Source organism: Stenotrophomonas sp. 2201_Sma (genome assembly GCF_056486685.1).
Window position 1 is genome coordinate 32,341 of record NZ_CM151329.1, and the last position, 18,948, is coordinate 51,288.

Genomic DNA, 18,948 nt, shown 5'->3' on the forward strand with positions numbered 1-18,948 from the left:
AGAAATCAGGAAGCGAAGTAGCCGGTGAGCTGCATGCCGATGAGCACGAAGCCGGCCGTCATCAAGATGGTGTTCACGCCGTAGGCCTGGCGGTTGAAGGAAGGCAGCCGACGCCAGAAGCCCATCACGATCAAGATGCCGGCAAGCGCCAGAAGTTGGCCGAGCTCAACGCCCACGTTGAACGCAAGCATGTTGGGGACCAGCCCGTCCGGCGATAGCGAGAAGTCCTGAAGCTTCGTGGCCAGGCCGAAGCCGTGGAAGAAGCCGAAGACAAGGACTGCAATCTTGGTGTTGGGTTGCACGCCGAACCACCGCTTGAACGCGCCCATGTTGTCCAAGGCCTTGTAGACCACCGAGAGACCGATGATCGCGTCGACCAGATAGGCGTCGACATGAAAGCCGCCGAGCACGCCGAGCAGCAGCGTCGTGCTGTGGCCAATGGCGAACAAGGTGACGTAGATGCTCACGTCCCGCATGCGGTATAGGAAGAAGATCACCCCGAACAGAAATAGAAGGTGGTCGTATCCAGTCACCATGTGCTTGGCGCCAAGGTAGGTAAACGCGATCAGTTGCCTACCGGTGCTTTCTTCAAGGAAGGCCTGGTCTCCCTCGCTTACACCGTGCGCGAACGCCGCAAACGGCAGGAGGACTGCGGCAAGCATCGAAAGCCAAGCAAAGAGCTTGTTGGAAGAAGTCAAAGACAAGTTCCTTGTGCAGAAAGGGGACGGGTGGTTCATGAGGAGCGACTTTCCAGAACAGAATCTTCGCGGTGAACCAATCGATACAGCGCCGGCAGCACGAGAAGTGTCAGCAGCGTTGAAGAGATGATTCCGCCGATAACAACAGTGGCGAGCGGACGCTGAACTTCCGCGCCAGCACCGACGTTCAGGGCCATAGGAAGGAAGCCCAGACTCGCCACCAAGGCCGTCATCAGGACTGGCCGGAGGCGGGTAAGAGCACCTTCGGTGACAGCCTTGTGCAGGGGGACGCCTTCTTCCCGCAGGTTCTTGATGAAGCTGATCATTACCAGGCCATTGAGCACGGCAACGCCCGAAAGAGCGATGAAGCCCACACCTGCGGAGATGGACATGGGAATGTCGCGCAGCCACAGCGCCACCACGCCCCCGGTCAGTGCAAGCGGCACGCCACTGAATACGATCGCAGCGTCCTTCCCTGAGCCGAATGCCATGAACAACAATCCGAAGATCATCACCAGAACCACTGGCACGACGACGGACAGCCGCTTGCTTGCCGAGATCAACTGCTCAAACGTGCCGCCGTACTCGATCCAGTACCCTTCCGGCAGCTGGACCTCCTGTCCGACCTTGGTGCGCAACTCCTCGACAAAGGACCCTAAGTCGCGCCCGCGCACATTGCTTGTGATCACCACCCTGCGTTTACCATTCTCACGGCTGATCTGGTTCGGACCAGGCGCGATCTCGACCTTGGCCAACTGGCCCAGCGGCACGAAGCTGCGCTCTTGGCCTGTGCTCACCCCGGGCGCGACGGCCACAGGTAGTGACGCCAGTGTCCGGACGTCCTGGCGAAGGTTCTCCGACAGACGAACCACGATATCGAAGCGCCGATCGCCTTCGAACACCTGGCCGACCGATTCACCTCCCAGCGCCACCGAGATGGTCTTCTGCACGTCGTCAATGGCTACGCCGTATCGTGCAAGTGCATCCAGGTCCGGCGTGATCGTCATCAATGGCAGACCGGTGATCTGCTCAAGTTTCACGTCGGCCGCTCCCTGGATCTCACTGGCAACGTTCTCTACCTGGCTGCCGATGGTTGCCAGTTGCTCCAGGTCGTCGCCGTACAGCTTGACAGCAACCTCAGCCCGAACGCCCGCAATGAGCTCGTTCATCCGCATCTGCACCGGCTGGGTGAACTCATAGTTGTTGCCAGGAATGGCGCGAACCACTTTCTCGAGCTCGGCAACAAGCTGTGCCTTCGGCTTGCGCGGATCAGGCCATTGGTCCCGATCTTTGAGCATGATGAAGGTGTCGGCTACGGAGGGGGGCATGGGATCGGTGGCCACCTCGGCAGTGCCGATCTTTGCGACGACTTCATCTACCTCGGGGAACTGTTTGATCGCCGCTTCCAGCTGACGTTGCATGCCGATCGCCTGGGTCAAGCTGGTCCCTGGAATTCGAAGCGCATGCAAGGCGATATCGCCCTCATCCAGGTTCGGAATGAACTCGGTGCCGAGGCGACTTGCAAGCAGGCCCGCCAGGACGGTGAGCACCGCAGCAGAGGCCACCACTACCTTGCGTGCATTGACGGCACGCTCAAGCATCGGGCCATACACGTTGGTGACTCGGCGCATGGCTTTGGTTTCCTTCTCCGAAACCTTTCCCGTTACGAACTGAGCCACAGCGGCAGGTACGAATGTCAAGGACAGTGCCATGGCACCGGTAAGCGCGATGACCACGGTAAGCGCCATCGGGTGGAACATCTTCCCTTCCACGCCGGAGAGGGCAAAGATCGGGATGTAGACCGCCGCGATGATGAAAAGGCCGAACAGGCTTGGCTTGATCACCTCTGCACTGGCACTTGCCGCCAAGGAAAATCGTTCTTCCCGAGTCAACAAACGGCCCTGAAGGTGTTGCCGCTCGCCAAAGCGACGCAGGCAGTTCTCTACGATGATGACTGCCCCATCGACGATCAAGCCAAAATCCAGTGCGCCCAGGCTCATCAGATTCGCAGAGACGCGATTCTGGACCATGCCTGTGATCGTCAGCAGCATCGTCAATGGAATGACCGCCGCAGTGATCAGTGCCGCACGAAGATTGCCCAAAAGCAGGAAGAGCACCGCGATGACGAGCAAGGCGCCTTCGAGGAGGTTCTTCTTCACCGTCTCGATGGTCCGATCCACCAGTTCGGTTCTGTCATACACAGGATGCGCCCGAACGCCGTCAGGCAGCGTAGCGTCGATGTCCTTGAGCTTGGCCGCGGTTCGCTGAGCCACGTCCCGGCTGTTTTCGCCGATGAGCATGAACGCCGTACCAAGGACCACTTCGTTGCCATCCTTGGTTGCCGCGCCTGTACGAAGTTCGGTGCCTTCTACAACTTCTGCCAGATCGCCAACACGCAATGGCATGCCATCACGGTTAGCCACTACGATCTTGCGCAAACCCGCCATGTCGGCCACTTGGCCCGGCACGCGTACCAAGTACTGCTCACCGCTTTTCTCGATGTAGCCGGCACCCACGTTAGTGTTGCTGCGGGCCACGGCTTCGAGCACATCCTGCAGCGTCAGTCCGTATGCTTGGAGCTTCTTCGGGTCCGGCGTGATGTGAAACTGGCGAACATAGCCTCCGACGGTGTTGACCTCGGTTACGCCTTTCAAGTGGCGCATCTGCGGTCGGATCACCCAGTCCTGCAGCGTACGAAGCGCCATTGGTGTCCACGTCTCTTCAGCACCGGACTCCGCTTCCACGGTGTACATGAAGATCTCACCCAGGCCCGTCGCTACCGGTCCAAGGCTTGGCTTTAGTCCCACGGGCAATTGGGATCCCGCTTGCTGAAGTCTCTCTGCGACCTGCTGACGGGCGAAGTAGATATCTGTGCCATCTTCAAACACGACCGTGACCTGAGACAGGCCGTAGCGTGAGATGGAACGGGTGTGTTCCAGCTTTGCCAACCCGGCCAACGCTGTTTCGACCGGGAAGGTGACCCGTTGCTCGGCCTCCAGCGGTGAGTAGCCCGGAGCTTCGGTGTTGATCTGCACCTGGACATTGGTAATGTCAGGAACGGCGTCGATGGGAAGCTTGCTGTAGTTCCAGATCCCAAGGCCTGAGAGGGCCAGGACCAGAAGGAGCACAAGCCATCTGTGCGCGATAGACGCGCGAATGATTCGCTCTAGCATGGTGCGTCCTTAGTGGTCGTGGCTTGCGCCGGACTTTTCGATGTCGGCACGAATCAGGTAGCTCTGCTCGGAAACGTACCGGGTTCCCGGCTTAAGCCCTTTCAGTACCTCCACGCGATCGCCATCGCGCCTACCCAGTTCAAGCATCCGCACCTCATAGCTGTTGCCCACTTGGGCGAATACCACGGTGAAGTCCCGAAAACGCTGCAGGCCCGATTCCTTTACTGTTAATGGAACCTCCGTTTCCGCGATGACGACTTCGGCGGATACGGCCATTCCTGGTCGCCACCTGCCCTCGCTGTTGGTAAGGGCCACACGTGCCACCACGGTCTGGCCAGCGCTGGCCAACGGAAGGATGCCCTGCAGCTTTCCCGTTGCTTCCAAACCGCCTGTTGCCGAGCGAATGGTCACCATCTGGCCTGGCGACAGTCGCTCGGCATCGCTTCCCAGCGCACGCAGGTCCACCCAGACCTCCGAAAGGTCGGCAATTTCAAACAGCGTGTTGTCGGCAGCGACATCGCCTACCGACGTGCTGCGCGCGAGTACGACTCCACTGAAAGGTGCCGTGACGGAGTAGGTCCGCATGCTGTCATTGCCCTCGACTGTGGCCAACGTCTGACCAGCCGAGACGCGTTGTCCCATCTCGACCGCCACACTGCGGACCACGCCAGGGAAGCGTGCCTTGACCGCAGCAAATCGGCCGGTGTCGACCGCGACGTTGCCCATGAGGGAAACGGTGTCCCGGATGGTCCCCGGTTCGGCGGACTCGACCACGACACCTGCGTCGGCAGCGGCTTTCGGATCTATCGTGGTGCGCCCTTCATAGGAGGCGTAAGACCAGGCGTAGTTCTTTCCACCCACCACCGCATCGGCTTTGACATCAAAGGAATGCGGCTCGACCACCTCCCCGCTGCCGACCAGGTAGTCCTTCTCTGGAATAAAGCTGAAGTTGTTGACTTCGCCGTCCAGACGCTTGAGTTGTATCGTCGCTTTGACTTCTCCAGGTGCCAGCGGTTTGTCGTTGCGATAGGCATACAGCCGGAAATGAGGCGGGGTATTGGTTTCGTAAACAGTTACTTCAAGGGCGAAGTCGCCGTCGCGAAGCATGCGACCGCGATGCGGCCCTCGCTCATAGTCGCCTGCGGTCGCAGCAGTGTCCTCTGGCTTTGCTCGTTGCGACGATTCGTTGCCACCGCACGCAGCCAGGGCAATTGGAAGCAGGATCAGGAATACGTATCGGTTCATGGGCGAATGTCCAAGGCAGAAGCGGTGAGGCGGTCGGCCTCGACCAGGAGACGGAGATAGCGCGCGGCGGCTTCGACTTCCCGTTCGCGAAGATCGAAGAGCCTTTGCTGAGCCTGGCTGAGTACCAGGAAGGAGAAGCGTCCTTCCTCAAAGCCCCTGCGGCTCTGATCAAAGGCCTGCTGGGCCTTTGGCAACTGACGCTGGCGCACTGACTCCACTTCCGATTGCGCTTGCTTGAGCTGTTGGTAGATGCCAAACAGCTCCTGACGCATTTCCAGCATCTGCGCCTGGCGCCGGTATTTGAGAGAGGTGAGTTCGTAGTCCGCTTCAGCCACGGAGAAGTCCGATCGCCGACGGCTCCCCAACGGGACGGAGACGGACATCACCAGGCCGCTGTCCTTGGTGGCTTCCAGTCGGCGGATGCCGAGGCCAACGCTGACATCCGGCTTGGCGCTAGCGCGGGCGATCTCCCTCCTTGCATCTATAACTCCGGCTTGAGCGTCCAAGGCGCGCTGTTGTGGTGTCGTGGCGAGGCGCCGGCTCAGATCATCAAAATCATCCAGAGGGGGAAGGACCGCGGTATCCCCTGCAACCGAGCCGAAATCCGGACTTGGCGCCCCCCACGTGGCAGCCAGCGACATTCGCGCGCTTTCCAGAGCCTGCAATGCCTGCTCCCGCTTCAGCTCGGCATCGAGCAGGGCGATCTCGGCGGATCTCAGGTCCGAGTCGGGATTGCGGGCGGCCGCGACCCAACGGGCCACTTCACGGCGCATGGCGCTGGCCATTTTGATGCGCTCTTCGGCGTGCTCGACATGCTCCTGGGCGGCCAGCACGTCGACGAAACGCCCTGCGGCCAAAGTTGCGATAGCGATACGGGTGACGTCCGCTTCGCTTCGGGCAGCGTCCACCTCGGCGCCGCCGAGCGCTTGGCGCGCAGCCCGCTTCCCACCCAGTTCTAGAACCTTGGAGATGCGGAAGGTGGATTCGGCGGCGTCTAGGCCGCTCAGGCCGCCTGAGCCAGCCACGTTTTCAAGCTCGCCGCCCAGCACGAGCGGCGTAGGCAATGCCTCCCGGCCCGCCCGGCTTCTGACAGCTTCCAGTCGAGCGGTGTCTGCCTGGACGCTGGGATGGGTGCCGAGGGCGCGGGCGACCACATCCTCCAAGCGCAGCACTTCAGCGGCATGGCCAGGCACGGCCACACCGTAGGCGCCGGCTATGGCGAGCGCCCACAAACTACGTAATTTCACGGAAAATCTCCGACGATGGTCATGACGACGCGCTGCCGGCCAACATTGGGTGGACAGCGCGCTCAGGCCGCTACAGCGCGGCAGGTGTCGTCAGACGATCGGAGGTCTGAATGGCGAGCCGCGATGACCAGAGGGCTCATCGACGGAGTGCAGGCCGGGCAGTAAAGATGCCGGCGGAACAGTTGCTAGGTTCAGATTCGAAGACACCAGCATGCCGGCAAAGCTCACATCGGCCTGGTGAAGGACGCTGTGCACGCCCGATGCATGCTTCGGATCTACGTTGTCGCCAGTTCCAGGACCGTGTGAGTGCCCGTGCTCTGCCGTTGCAGCGATGTCGTGCTCGGCAGTATGGAGCTCGCCCTGTTGGATCACGATCGGCCGAACAACGACGCTCAACAGCATCAGCACGAAAAGGCTGAACCGGATGAGTCGACGGTGGCGGGCCGAGAAGGCGGACATGAAAGGAAGAATAGAGGCAGTCAAGCTGAGTTGTCGAGAGCCCTGAGTTGGAGCCCCCCCTGATCCAGTTATGGCTTGGCGCTCGAGGGAGGGCGTCGCTTAAGCCCACTCCGATCAGATCGCATTGCCTCAGGTATCGCCGCGCCTGCTGCCGCTTCTGGCCGATAGCGGCCGCCCAGTAAGGATGGTGCCGGCCAGAGGCTGGAACTGGGCCTCACTGCTCTCTGGAACCGCGTCCTCCAGGCTCGTTCCAACGTCGAATGGGGCCTGGCCCCTCTCTCAGGCGTTGGGCGATTCTGCGCTGCTTATGGGATTCAGTAAGACCATATCCGTACCACTAGGCTCACCGTTGGACTTTCAGGTTAAAAGGGCGCAGCGTTCGCTTCTCGCCCAACAGGGCCATTGATTTCGGAGAGCGCAGGTGAGCAGAACAAGTAATTCTCATCCACTGCAGATTGCGACGCTGCCTATCGGCGTGAATGGCGGTGCGATCGGCGTTACCTTTGCACCGGGAAAATATCAGGACGTCGCAATGACGGGGTCTTGGGCCCGAGACTTGGATATCGATCTGGCGTCGATAGTCGCGTGGGGAGCACAGCATCTGATCACGTTGATTGAGCCGTGGGAGTTCGAAGAGCTACGAATTACCTCCTTGGCAGAGCGTGCCAAAGCGCATGGCTTGATGTGGCACGGCCTACCGATTAAGGATGGTGCGGCTCCTGATGCACGGCTGCTTCTGCCATGGCAATCCACAGGACCCCAGTTCGCAGCCGAGCTCTTGTCCGGAAGCAGGATCGTGGTGCACTGCAAAGGAGGCCTAGGGCGAGCGGGGACCGTGGCGTCGATGCTTCTCATTGACACGGGCTGCGCTCCAGACGGCATCGATGCGATCGCTAAGGTGCGCTCGGTGCGCCCTGGTGCAGTGGAGACTGCGGAGCAGGAAGAATTCATCCTGAATTGGCCTGCTCGCAGAGCCTCAAGTCTGGGGGTAGTCGCAATGCCCGGCTAACCTACCCTTTACCGCCTTGGGCTGGAATACAAGAGGACGGAACTCCGCAGGTAGTCTGTAGGGAAGCCGCCGTAGGGGACGCAGTGCTGAACACTTTTCCTCGAACACATATAGTGTTGTTGTTCCTACTGCTTCGCGCGCCCGTCGCATGCCTATCTGAACCTGTCGCCGGGCCTGGATTTCGAGACCAAGCTGTTTGCCAAGACCAATGCGCCGCAGCTGCTGCGCAAGGAGCTGTCCCGGCCAGGCTACGTCCCGCAACCGATCGCGCTCGGCATCAACACCGATGCGTACCAGCCGATCGAGCGCAAGTTCAAGCTGACCCGTCAGTTGATCGAGGTGATGCTGGAGACGAAGCATCCGTTCTCGCTGATCACCAAGAACGCGCTGGTCGAGCGCGATATCGACCTGCTCGCGCCACTGGCGGCGGAGAACCTGGTCAGCGTGCATTTTTCGGTGACCTCGCTGGATCCACGCCTGTCGGCAAAGCTCGAGCCGCGCGCCTCTGCACCGCACGCGCGCCTGCGCGCGATGAAGCGTCTGCATGAGGCGGGCATTCCGGTTGGCGTGATGGTCGCGCCGGTGATTCCGTGGATCAACGACAGTGAACTGGAAAGCGTGCTCGAAGCGGCGCACGAGGCGGGTGCGCGCACTGCCGGCTATGTGCTGCTGCGCCTGCCTCTGGAGGTTGCACCGCTGTTCCGCGACTGGCTGGACGCCCACCATCCGGATCGCGCCGCGCACGTGATGAGCACCATCCAGCAGCTGCGCGGTGGCAAGGACTATGACAGCCGCTTCGGCACGCGCATGCGTGGCCAGGGGGTCTATGCGGATCTGTTGAACAACCGCTTCAAGCTGGCGCGCAAGCGCCTGGGCTTCGACGCCCAGAACAGCCACTGGCCGAAACTGGATTGCAGCCGCTTCCAGAAGCCGCTGCCGCCGAAGGTGGATTCGCCGCAGGGGTCGTTGTTCTGAAGTAGTGCGCTACTGCGGAACGCATATGGAAAACTTTGATCGCGATCTGCGCCTCGGCGACGGATGCGACATCGCGCCTGCACACATCGCTCTGTTCAACTGTGTGAACTCCAGATTACTATCCACTTCCTCAGACCCGGACGAAGCCGCCAGAGGGTAGAAGGACAACGTGACGGACCCTGCTTCGCCTCTGCGATTTTGGAAAGCAAACATTATGAAAGCGCTTTTCTGGCTTGGCATCGCGCTTCTTGTGATGCTCCCGGTGAACTTCCTTGTGGTGACTATTGGCAGACTTCTGTCAGGCGAAGTCTTTGGGGCAAGGGAAGTGGTAGGTCTTGGCATGGCGATATTCGGGGTGGCGGCAGCCGTCATTCTGTACAGATGGCGCTCACTCGGAAGCTCTCGACGACAAGGGAATCGTTGACAGTGGATTCGGACTGATACGGTCGAAGCCGGTATGGGTGGTAGTCACGGCAACATTCCGGGCAAGGAGCGGTGCGTGCATCCACATGGCTTCGAGAGCCATATCAATGCCCTGCGGCTAATCGCCGGTTGGATCGCCTTCTGCAACCAGCAGTGACCTCATCAGGCCCTCCACATGATGACCCCAGATGCGGCCCATGCTGCTGCATCAACTGCATGGAGAGAAAATGAGCAATTCGCTATTGAGCGCTCTCATCCATCTGCTGGGATTCGTGGGTCTTGGCGCAGTGGTTACTCTCCCGCTCCGTTCATGGCTGGAGCTGCGGAGGCTTGCAATGAAACGGAGCCAAGGCGACTGGGAATCGAGCGATCTTTTTATCGATGCTGGTTGTGACCAGCGCAGCCCTCTGGAGTGAGCTGCAGATCCTGCGACATCTCTTCAACTGCCTTACCGGGGAATACTGTGGTCCAAATGTCGGAAGCGGATGGAGCTATCTGGCGACACTGGGGGCAATCTACGCACTGTTCGAGATGTTGGTTCTGACAACGCATGCAACGCTCAGAAGCAAGGGCTGACTTGTCGGTCTGCACTTTCGGTCTACCTCGATTTTTCGGAAAGACGAAAGCTGCCGATGCAAGCGGGATGGACCAGATGAGACCCCAATCGCGGTGACAATAGGCTGCATTCATGGAAGCTGCGACCACCAGCTATGGAAGAAACATCAATCAGGATCTGGAAGAAAAATGTGAATAATGCCAATTTTGTAAAGATCCTTCTTTTGACGGCGAGGGCTACGAGTGTCGGCGCCTTGGTCTATTTCTACAGTAGGGCGTCGTCGCTCTACCGTCTTGTCAGAGAGTGCCTTGATCACGTGGAGGACGTCCCTGCGTTTGAAGCCTGCAAGCGTCATCCGGACTCAATTCAGTTTGAGCTCATTGGTATGACGGTGGCGTTCTTCGCGATTTTTGCGCTGACAAACTGCAAGATTTTATCTGCGGAAAAGTAAGGGAAAACAGAGTCATGTCCGATCTCGGAGAGAGACGGCAGTTGGGGAAGTGGATGGTAAAGACCAAATCGTTTTTCCGGTCGCTGCTTTACGTGGCGGTGGCTGTCCTGATAGGTGCGACCTACCTCTCAATGGGCCGTTCGATAGGAGGCGGAGATTGGAATGGGAAGCCAACGGAAGCAGAGTTGCGCGGGGCTGCCAGGACGTTCGTGTTGCCTTCTGGATTCCCTCCGACTGATGTCCAGATGCTGCAGAAGGTCACCTTCCTGGCGGTGGTCTTCGACGCTGAGCTCGAATCTGATCCAGAGCAGGTCGCTGCATTCTTCTTGAAGCAGGCAGCAGAGAACAAGTGGCAAGTGAAAATGGACAGACAGCAGACCGACTACCGCCTGATGGTGTTCTGCGATGGCCGCTTGGCACGCTCGGTGGAGCTGACCGTCAAGGGGCGGATCGTCAAGCTGTATGGCGGGATCTACTGGGAGTCGAACAGGAACAGCGACATGTATTGCTCGACGGCTCTCCAGTAGGCAATGGCAGAATCACAGACCTGCCAGAACATATTCGGGGCTGTCCGTGACGTCTCACCCAGTACCGAACTACTTCTGCGCGCTTCTGCAATCAAAGCAGCACACAACAATTCTGGCGCATTGGCGGCTGCGGCTGTAGTGGGAGAGGAGATACGCAATTGAAATCCCCATTCAAATTTTCATGCCCCAGTTGTGGTGCTCCGAGGCAGGGCTTTCCGCTTCGCCGTTCGATCGAGAAGAAGGTAAGGACCGAATGCAGTAGCTGCGGAACCGAAATCGTTTCGGAGCTGGGCCACGTTAGATATGCAATCTGCTACGTAATCGCTTTGGTTTCTGTGGCGCCCATTGGTATTGTCCTTGTTGCGGGAATTTTGACCGCACAGTGGCTATGGGTAGCTGCAGCACTCATCCTTGCCAGCCTCATTTGGACGCCGACCATGCTTTTCCATTCGCGGAACGCCAAAGTGCTCATCGCCGACAGGCGACCGGAGCGATATGGGCGAACGCACACGCCAAGCACGTAGCTCCTGGTGGTGCCCCCCCACTGACAGCTTCTGCGTATTCCGGGCGGGGTCCAGTTCGTTGCGATGAATCTGCCGCCGCCGGGCATTGATTGCCAACATGGCAGGACTGCGGTCGGTGCTGCGACTGGAACTCCACACCATATGGTGTGGGATGACCGTCTGATGGGGTAATAAATCAGTGATGCCTCACCCACCCCCAAACAACTTCTGCGCACTCTGGAACAGGATCCAGCTCGTCGCGATGAACTTGTCGCCGCCCTGCGGCCGATTGCCGCGATGGGTGTGGGTGAAGGCGGTCGGGGCGATCAGCAGGCTGCCGGTACGCGGTGCGATCTTGCGGCCCTGGAACAGGAACTCGGTTTCGCCTTCGTCGAATCCATCATTGAGGTACAGCGTCCACAGTACATGCCGGTGCAGCGTTTCGGCCTGCGCATCCTTCGGGTACAGCTCGCAGTGCCAGTACGGGTAACCGCCCTCGCCTGCGGCATACCACTGCAGGTTGATCGCGCCCGGGCGCAGGCAGGTGCGCGCCAGGTCGGCCAACTGCTGCTCCGGCATGTCGGGGAAGTCCTCGGCCGACAGGCGTCGCGGCTGACCGTCGCTGTCCTGGATCTGCAACATCAACGGTGCGATCAGCGCCTGTGGATAACGGCGTAGATAAGTCAGCAGGCCCTTGAACACGGCCTGCTGCAGCTGTACGTCGACGTCCTGCCAGCCCTCCAGGCCGCTGATGCGCAGGTCCTTGCTGTGCTTGAGTTCCGGGAACACGCCGCTGCCGACGGCACCTGGCATCAGGCCGCGGGTGGCACGCAGGCGCTCGACGATGGCAGCACAGACCTCCGTGGGCACCGCGTTGTGGATGACTTCGATGAAATCGACCGGGCCCTGCTCGTGCATGCGTGCATTCCTTCGGCGGCAAGGGCTTGATGGTGCCGTTTGCCGCCGTCGGTGTCACCCCACGGTCATGTCATCGAACTGCCATGAGCGTGGCCGCAGTGCGCCGCTCAGGCCTGTGCGGCGTCGTGCTGGTGGTGGTAGCACACCGCCTCGGCCACTTCCTCGCGCGAGCCGAGAAACACCGGCACGCGCTGGTGCAGCTGGTCGGGCTGGATGTCGAGGATACGCTCGCGGCCGGTCCAGGCGGCACCGCCGGCCTGCTCGACCAGCAGGCCCATCGGGTTGGCTTCGTACATCAGGCGCAGCTTGCCGGCCTTGGACGGATCCTTCCGGTCCCACGGATAGATGAAGATGCCACCGCGCGTCAGGATGCGATGCACATCGGCCACCATGCTGGCGATCCAGCGCATGTTGAAGTTCTTGCCACGCGCACCTTCCTTGCCGGCCAGCAGATCGCCGACGTAGGCCTGCATCGGTGCTTCCCAGTGGCGCTGGTTGGACATGTTGATGGCGAATTCCTGGGTGGCCGCCGGAATCTGCATGTTCTCGGTGGTCAGCACGAACTCGCCCTTCTCGCGATCCAGGGTGAAGGCATGCGTTCCGTGGCCCACGGTGAGCACCAGCTGGGTGCTCGGCCCGTAGATGCAGTAGCCGGCCGCGATCTGCTTGCTGCCCGGCTGCAGGAACGCGTCATCGCCCGGCAGTTCGACGTTGGTCGGGCAGCGCAGCACCGAGAAGATGGTGCCGACGGAGACGTTGACGTCGATGTTGGAGCTGCCATCGAGGGGATCGAACAGCAGCAGGAAATCGCCGCGCGGATAGATGTCCGGCACCGGCTGGCTGTGGTCCATTTCCTCCGAGGCGCAGGCGGCGAGGTGGCCACCCCAAGCGTTGGCTTCGAGCAGGATCTCGTTGCTGATGACATCCAGCTTCTTCTGCGCCTCGCCCTGCACGTTGCCGGTACCGGCGTCGCCGAGCACGCCGCCGAGGGCGCCCTTGCTGACGGCGATGGAGATGCTGGTGCAGGCGCGGGCGACGACCGCGATCAGCTGACGCAGGTCGGCATTGATGCGGCCGGCGTGCTGTTCCTGGATCAGGAAGCGGGTCAACGAGGTACGGGACATGGGCGGACAGGTCTCGGCAGCGGGAAAACGCCTATTGTCGCCCGTCTGGCCGCTGCGTGCGTGAGCGCGGGAAGGCGTAATCGTTTCCAGATGCGCTCGTAGCGCCTTCCTTTTGTCGAGGCTCGTGGGAAGGGGAGGCGATGCAGGACACGCTGCAAAAACAAAGGCGCCTTCCGGCGCCTTTGTCTTCAAGCCACTGGAGCGTGGGTTCAGCCCTTGGCCACGGTGGCCACGGCCTTGGCGACATACTCCAGGTTGTTCTGGTTCAGCGCAGCCACGCAGATGCGGCCAGTGCCGACGGCGTAGATGCCGAACTCGTCGCGCAGGCGCTCGACCTGCTCGCGGCTCAGGCCGGAGTAGGAGAACATGCCCGCCTGCTCGTTGATGAAACCGAACTGCGGGGCGCCGGCGGCCGCCAGCTTCTCGACCAGGCCCTGACGCAGCGCGTGGATGCGTTCGCGCATCTCGGTCAGCTCCTGCTCCCACATCGCACGCAGTTCCGGGTTGGTCAGCACACCGGCCACCAGCGCTGCACCGTGGGTGGAGGGGCTGGAGTAGATGGTGCGGATCACGCGCTTGACCTGCGACTGCACGGCCTTGGCGTCAGCGGCGGTCGGCGCCACCATCGACAGTGCACCCACGCGCTCGCCGTACAGCGAGAACGACTTGGAGTACGAGTTGGCGACGATGAAGCTGTCGATGCCGGCTTCGGCGATGATGCGCACGGCGGCGCCATCCTGCTCGATGCCCTTGTCGAAGCCCTGGTAGGCCATGTCGATGAAGGGGAACAGCTGGCGGTCCTTCAGCAGCTGCGCGACCTGCGTCCACTGCGTGACCGTGAGGTCGGCACCGGTCGGGTTGTGGCAGCAGGCGTGCAGCAGCACCACGCTGCCCGGCTGCAGCTTCTGCAGGTCGGCCAGCATGCCGTCGAAGTCGACACCGTGGGTCGCGGGATCGAAATAGGTGTAATCCACTACCTCGAAGCCGGCGGCACTGAACACCGCGCGGTGGTTTTCCCAGCTCGGGTTGCTCAGCGCGACGGTGGCGTGCGGCAGCAGCTTCTTGAGCACGTCGGCGCCGACGCGCAGCGCACCGCTGCCACCGACGGTCTGTGCGGTGGTGACGCGGCCTGCGGCCAGCAGCGGCGAATCCTTGCCGAACACCAGCTCACGCGTCGCCTGCGTGTAGGCCGGAAGGCCGTCGATCGGCAGGTAGCCGCGCGGTTTGGCTTCGGCGGCGAGCTGCTGCTCGATCTGCTTGACGGCGCGCAGCAGCGGAATGCGGCCACTCTCGTCGTAGTAGATGCCCACACCCAGGTTGACCTTGGTCGGGCGGCTGTCGGCGTTGTATGCCTCGGTCAGGCCCAGGATCGGGTCGCCTGGGACCAGTTCCACGTTTGCAAAGAAGGACACGGCGGTACTCGTTCGGTAGACGGAAAGGGGGAGGAATTGCGCCACGCGGCTTGCGGCATTTCGGCCGAAACCGGCCCATCGTAACAAAGCCTGCCGGGGCTGGCCGCCACCATCGTCATCCGCAGCCCCGTACCATGGCGTGCGTTGCCGACCGATCCATCAACCTGAATCATGAATCCTGCCCCACGCCGCAATCGCCTGCCCCTGTCCGCCCTGCTGCTGTCGCCGCTGGTCGCGATGGCGGAGCCGTCCACGACCGCCCTGCCCCCGGTGCAGGTGCAGGCAGCCCGTGTGCAGGGGATCGATCCGTTCGCCCTGCCCGCCAGCCAGGACACGGTCTGGATCGATGCTGACCGCGCCGGCACCGGGGCGCAGCTGTCCGAAGCATTGGGCGGGGTGCCGGGCCTGCTGGCCCGCGACCGGCAGAACTTCGCGCAGGACACCCAGCTGTCGATCCGGGGCTTTGGCGCCCGCTCGACGTTCGGCGTGCGCGGGGTACGCGTGCTGATCGACGGTGTGCCGGCGACCATGCCCGATGGGCAGGGCCAGCTGTCGCACGCCAGCCTGCTGGGTGCCGAACGCGTGGAGGTGCTGCGTGGACCCTTCTCGGCGCTGTACGGCAATTCCTCCGGTGGCGTGCTGCAGGTGTGGAGCGCGCAGGGCCGGGCGGGCGACCCGTGGCGGCTGCGGCTCAGCGCGGGCGCGGACACGACCCTGAGCGTGGGTGCGCAGCTGCGCGGCGCGGGTCAGGTGCTGGACTACAACATCGCGGCCAACCACTTCCGTACCGATGGCTGGCGCGACCACAGCCGTGCACGGCGCGAATCGCTCAACGCCCGCGTCGGCGGCGAACTGGCAGGCGGGCGGCTGGAGCTGCTGCTCAACGCGCTGGATGCGCCCGATGCGCAGGATCCGCTGGGTCTGACCCGCGCGCAGGTCGCGGCCGACCCGCGCCAGGCCACCGCCGTCGCTCATCAGTACAACACCCGCAAATCAGTGCGCCAGCAGCAGGCCGGCCTGCGCTGGAGCCGCGAGGCCGGCGCGCAGCGGTGGCAGCTGATGGGCTATGCCGGCCAGCGCTCGGTCACCCAGTATCTGGCGATCCCGCCGACGGCCCAGGCCAACCCGTTGCATGCCGGCGGTGTGATCGACCTGGACAGTGGCTATGGCGGCCTGGACGCGCGCTGGAGCTGGCAGGGCGAGGTGGCCGGCCGACCGCTGGACCTGGTCGCCGGGCTCAGTGCGGACCGCCAGCGCCAGCAGCGCACCGGCTACGAGAACTTCGTCGGCAGCACACTGGGCGTGCGCGGGCGCCTGCGCCGCGACCAGATCGACATCGTGCAGAACGTAGACCAGTTCGCCCAGGCCTGGTGGCAGTGGAGTCCGCGCTGGTCGCTGCTGGCCGGTGTGCGGCACAGTGCCGTGCGCTTCGAATCGGACGACCGCTACATCACCGACCGCAACCCGGACGACAGCGGCCACCGCCGCTACCGGGCCACCACACCCGTGGCCGGCATCAGCTTTGAAGCCCACCCGCAGTGGCGCCTGCATGCCGCCGTGGGCCGTGGCTTCGAGACACCGACCTTCAACGAACTGGGCTATCGCGCCGACGGCCAGGCCGGGCTGGCGCTGGATCTGGCGGCGGCGCGCAGCCGCACGCTGGAGATCGGCAGCAAATGGCATGCACAGGATGGAATGCAGCTGGATGCAAGCCTGTTCCGCGCAGATACCGACGACGAGCTGGCCGTTGCCAGCAATATCGGTGGCCGCAGCACCTACCGCAACATCGGCCGTACGCGGCGCCAGGGCATCGAACTGCAGTACCGGCAGCCGCTGGCCGAGCAGCTGGAACTGCAGCTGGCCTGGACTTGGCTGCAGGCACAGGTGCGGTCGCCCTATCTGACCTGTGCCGGCAGCGGCTGCCGTGTGCCCGATACCCGCGTGGATGCCGGTAGCCGCCTGCCGGGTGTTCCACGCCAGCAGGCCTTCGCCCGCCTGCAGTGGACGCCTGCGGACTGGCAGTGGGCGGTGGAGGTCACCGCGAGCAGCGATACCGTGGTGAACGACCTCGCCGACGAACGCGCGCCGGGTTACGCCCTGCTGCATCTGGAAGGGGGCCGCCAGTGGCGGCTGCCCGGAGGCGAGCTGCGTGCCTTCGCCCGGCTGGAGAACGTGCTTGACCAGGCCTACATCGGCTCGGTCATCGTCAACGATGGCAATGGCCGCTACTACGAGCCCGGCCCGGGCCGCCGCGCCAGTGTCGGCCTGCAGTGGTCATGGCGCTGACCTGACCGGCGGCGCCTGCGGGACGTCAGTCGGGCGCCTTGGCCGGCACGAACGGTGACGTCGGGTCGCTGGCCGGGAACGTTTCCTCCAGCGCCTCGTCCTGGTTGTCGCTGGCGTGCTGCTTGCGTTCGCGTCGCTTGAGCGGGCTCTCCTGCCCTCCCCGATGGCGGTCGCCGCCGTCCTTGCGGTCCAGCGCGGCCTGTTCAGCCTCGCGCTTCACCGGCAGATGCTCGCCGGACTGTGCGGCGTCGAAGAAGGGCGCGCCCGTGCCACGGAAGTCGGCATCATCGTTGTCGTGCTTGCCGCGCTGCTCGCCGGGAATTGGCGCACGGTTCTCGCGGAGCGGGTCTCGGGAGGTCTCTCGGCTCATGATCAGGTACCTGGGCATGGGGAGGACCACTACACCTCCACCGAGGTAAAGGCACCGCGAACCCTGCGTCATGAACATCTCTGTCACGGCTGGATAACGCTGCCGCCGGTATTCCTGCCCACCCGACCCGCTGCAGGAGCCGGTCATGCCCCGCCTGGAACGCCCCGCCCCGTCCGTGTTCAACGCCCTGCTCGATCCGCTCGGCCAGCGCACCGCGCAGCGCCGGACGCGTCGCCACGAAGATCCGCAGGCCGTGGCCCAGGATTACCTCCAGTACATGCTCAGCGACTACGAGGAACGCCGTGGTCACGGTCATCGCAACTGGCGTGACCTGTGCCCGGTGTATGCCTTCGCACTGACCACACATGCGGCGGACTGGCCGCGTGGGGATGCGGCCGATACCTGCGAGGAGCTGGCCGAGCATTGGGAACAGATGCGAGGGCAGTCGCGACTGGGCTGGTCGCAGGCGCGGCCGGTGGTGGAAGACGCATGGCGCGCGCTGGATCATATTCCGGCAGCGGCGGTAAGACCCCTGCTGCAGTGACCTGGCCGGGATGCTGCGCGCCGACCCGGCGTGCACGGCATCGACACGGGTGGTTTACACCCGGCACCGGAAGCTGACGGTCCTGCTCAAGCACAGGTGCGCGCATGGCCCGCCCGATCTGGACCGGAACACTCTCCTTCGGCCTGCTCAACGTGCCGGTGTCGCTGATGTCCGGCGAACGCAAGGTCGATCTGCAGTTCCGCATGCTCGATTCGCGCGACCGCAAACCGATCCGCTTCGAACGGGTCAACGCCGATACCGGTGAGGAAGTTCCGTGGAAGGACATCGTCAAGGCCTACGAGTACGACAAGGGTAGTTATGTCGTGCTGGAGGAAGGCGACATCCGTTCGGCGGCGCCCGAAAGCCATGAGACCGTGGAGGTGGAGACCTTCGTGGACGCGGCGCAGATCGATCCGCGCTACTACGAAAAGCCCTATCTGCTGGTGCCGGGCAAGAAGGCCGAGAAGGGCTATGTACTGCTGCGCGAGACGCTGCGCAGCACCGGCAAGGTCGGCATTGCACGGGTGGTCGTGCGTACCCGCGAGTATCTTTGCGCGGTGATGCCGCACGAGCACGCCCTGGTGCTGATGATCCTCCGCTATCCGCAGGAGCTTGTCGATCCGGAGGACCTCAAGCTGCCCACCGGCACCCTGTCCGAGTACCGCATCACCGGCAAGGAAACGGCGATGGCCGAGCAGCTGATCGAGTCGATGGCTGGTGACTGGGATCCGTCGCAGTATCACGACGAGTTCCGCGAGCGCCTGCAGCAGGTGCTCAACAAGCGGATCAAGGCCAAGGGGGGCACCACCCGGGTGGACGAAGAACCTGCACCGCGCGAGGACGCCACCACCAATGTGGTCGATTTCATGGCCCTGTTGCAGAAGAGCCTGGATGCGAACAAGCGAACCCCCGCGAGCAAGACGGCCGCGCGCAAGGCGCCGGCGAAGAAGGCGGCCGGCAAGACAGGCAGGAAGACCGCGAAGAAGGCAGCGAAGAAGGCAGCGCCACGGCGCAAGGCAGGGTGATCC

15 protein-coding genes and 1 pseudogene are annotated in these 18,948 nt (G+C 62.7%); 7 read left to right on the forward strand and 9 right to left on the reverse strand.

From position 1 onward, the window contains the following. Nucleotides 1-5: 5 nt before the first annotated feature. The 5 genes from ACZLIF_RS00150 to ACZLIF_RS00170 all read right to left on the reverse strand — a co-directional run bounded on the left by ACZLIF_RS00150 (nt 6) and on the right by ACZLIF_RS00170 (nt 6,846). Nucleotides 6-737, reverse strand: a complete 732-nt coding sequence (locus tag ACZLIF_RS00150; RefSeq protein ID WP_012478644.1) for a HupE/UreJ family protein — start codon at nt 735-737, stop codon at nt 6-8. After that, the gene (locus ACZLIF_RS00155) at nt 734-3,871 is read right to left on the reverse strand and encodes an efflux RND transporter permease subunit (protein WP_423171099.1); all 3,138 of its coding nucleotides are present in this window, start codon (nt 3,869-3,871) and stop codon (nt 734-736) included. Before ACZLIF_RS00155 ends, ACZLIF_RS00150 begins: the two co-directional genes overlap by 4 nt. Nucleotides 3,872-3,880: 9 nt before the next feature. After that, on the reverse strand, nt 3,881-5,116 hold the full coding sequence (locus tag ACZLIF_RS00160; RefSeq protein ID WP_005411786.1) for an efflux RND transporter periplasmic adaptor subunit: 1,236 nt from the start codon (nt 5,114-5,116) through the stop codon (nt 3,881-3,883). After that, nucleotides 5,113-6,363 carry a TolC family protein gene (locus tag ACZLIF_RS00165; RefSeq protein ID WP_012478646.1) on the reverse strand — a complete coding sequence of 417 codons (1,251 nt, stop codon included), beginning with the start codon at nt 6,361-6,363 and terminating at the stop codon, nt 5,113-5,115. The genes ACZLIF_RS00160 and ACZLIF_RS00165 overlap by 4 nt, the downstream gene beginning before the upstream one ends. Before the next feature lie 90 nt (nt 6,364-6,453). After that, nucleotides 6,454-6,846 carry a hypothetical protein gene (locus ACZLIF_RS00170; protein WP_229298500.1) on the reverse strand — a complete coding sequence of 131 codons (393 nt, stop codon included), beginning with the start codon at nt 6,844-6,846 and terminating at the stop codon, nt 6,454-6,456. Nucleotides 6,847-7,243: 397 nt separating this feature from the next. Between ACZLIF_RS00170 and ACZLIF_RS00175 the strand changes: the two genes are divergently transcribed. The 4 genes and pseudogenes from ACZLIF_RS00175 to ACZLIF_RS00190 all read left to right on the forward strand — a co-directional run bounded on the left by ACZLIF_RS00175 (nt 7,244) and on the right by ACZLIF_RS00190 (nt 10,763). Next, a complete protein-coding gene (locus ACZLIF_RS00175; protein ID WP_012478648.1) occupies nt 7,244-7,831 on the forward strand; it encodes a cyclin-dependent kinase inhibitor 3 family protein in 588 nt (195 codons plus the stop codon). Nucleotides 7,832-7,951: 120 nt separating this feature from the next. Further along, nucleotides 7,952-8,806, forward strand: a pseudogene (locus ACZLIF_RS00180) (PA0069 family radical SAM protein); the annotation flags it as partial. A gap of 620 nt (nt 8,807-9,426) precedes the next feature. Further along, nucleotides 9,427-9,645 carry a hypothetical protein gene (locus tag ACZLIF_RS00185; protein WP_128987638.1) on the forward strand — a complete coding sequence of 73 codons (219 nt, stop codon included), beginning with the start codon at nt 9,427-9,429 and terminating at the stop codon, nt 9,643-9,645. A gap of 605 nt (nt 9,646-10,250) precedes the next feature. Further along, entirely contained in the window at nt 10,251-10,763 is a 513-nt protein-coding gene (locus tag ACZLIF_RS00190) for a hypothetical protein (RefSeq protein ID WP_241685915.1), read from the forward strand. A gap of 710 nt (nt 10,764-11,473) precedes the next feature. Here ACZLIF_RS00190 and ACZLIF_RS00195 read toward each other — a convergent pair. The 3 genes from ACZLIF_RS00195 to ACZLIF_RS00205 form a co-directional block, all read right to left on the reverse strand. After that, nucleotides 11,474-12,184 carry a 2OG-Fe(II) oxygenase gene (locus tag ACZLIF_RS00195; protein WP_074902476.1) on the reverse strand — a complete coding sequence of 237 codons (711 nt, stop codon included), beginning with the start codon at nt 12,182-12,184 and terminating at the stop codon, nt 11,474-11,476. Between the two features lie 107 nt (nt 12,185-12,291). Further along, nucleotides 12,292-13,308 carry a class 1 fructose-bisphosphatase gene (locus tag ACZLIF_RS00200; RefSeq protein ID WP_128987639.1) on the reverse strand — a complete coding sequence of 339 codons (1,017 nt, stop codon included), beginning with the start codon at nt 13,306-13,308 and terminating at the stop codon, nt 12,292-12,294. 209 nt (nt 13,309-13,517) lie between these two features. Then, nucleotides 13,518-14,720, reverse strand: coding sequence for an amino acid aminotransferase (locus ACZLIF_RS00205; RefSeq protein ID WP_053516086.1), 1,203 nt, complete (start codon nt 14,718-14,720; stop codon nt 13,518-13,520). A 171-nt stretch (nt 14,721-14,891) separates the two neighbouring features. Here ACZLIF_RS00205 and ACZLIF_RS00210 point away from each other — a divergent pair, with 171 nt between their 5' ends. After that, complete coding sequence (locus ACZLIF_RS00210; protein WP_478462239.1) at nt 14,892-17,006, forward strand: TonB-dependent receptor family protein; 2,115 nt, start codon at nt 14,892-14,894, stop codon at nt 17,004-17,006. Nucleotides 17,007-17,031: 25 nt separating this feature from the next. On the opposite strand, the gene ACZLIF_RS00215 is transcribed toward ACZLIF_RS00210, so the two are convergent. After that, entirely contained in the window at nt 17,032-17,376 is a 345-nt protein-coding gene (locus ACZLIF_RS00215) for a hypothetical protein (RefSeq protein ID WP_065182172.1), read from the reverse strand. A gap of 145 nt (nt 17,377-17,521) precedes the next feature. Here ACZLIF_RS00215 and ACZLIF_RS00220 point away from each other — a divergent pair, with 145 nt between their 5' ends. Both ACZLIF_RS00220 and ku read left to right on the forward strand, forming a co-directional pair. After that, nucleotides 17,522-17,920, forward strand: coding sequence for a hypothetical protein (locus tag ACZLIF_RS00220; protein WP_053516083.1), 399 nt, complete (start codon nt 17,522-17,524; stop codon nt 17,918-17,920). Nucleotides 17,921-18,024: 104 nt separating this feature from the next. After that, a complete protein-coding gene (ku, locus tag ACZLIF_RS00225) occupies nt 18,025-18,945 on the forward strand; it encodes a non-homologous end joining protein Ku (protein WP_065182127.1) in 921 nt (306 codons plus the stop codon). The last annotated feature ends 3 nt before the right edge of the window (nt 18,946-18,948 follow it).